At 65.1% G+C, this 301-nt stretch carries 1 protein-coding gene; it reads right to left on the reverse strand.

Going from position 1 to position 301, the window contains the following annotated elements; all coding sequences use genetic code 11:
• Positions 1–276 (reverse strand): cyclase family protein (locus tag SB847_RS20785; protein ID WP_410578475.1); only part of this gene is annotated, 276 nt, incomplete at its 3' end.
• Between the last annotated feature and the right edge of the window lie 25 nt (positions 277–301).

Raw genomic sequence — 301 nt, forward strand, 5'->3', positions numbered from 1 at the left:
CCCGGCCTCGGACGCGGCCTTCACTGAGCCGTGGAGTTCCCCGCTGCAGGCGACGTGGCCGAGGGCATCGATGTGTGTGCCGACGTGGGTGCCCATCGTGAGCCGGTCGCTGCAGACCGAGAGCCCGTCGTCGCGTACGTCTTCCACGTGTGTGGCAGTTCTTTCGAGGCTGAAGCCCGGGCTCCATCCGCTGCGCGGAACCGCGTCATCGAGCGGGCGGCCGAGTTCGATGATGCGGATACCTGCATCCACTGCGGCGAGAAGACTGTCCATCATTGGTGCTCTCTGTTGTTGTCTTTGG

The organism is Bacillus sp. SIMBA_026 (assembly GCF_046535335.1).
GTDB classification, from domain to species: domain Bacteria; phylum Bacillota; class Bacilli; order Bacillales; family Bacillaceae; genus Bacillus; species Bacillus velezensis.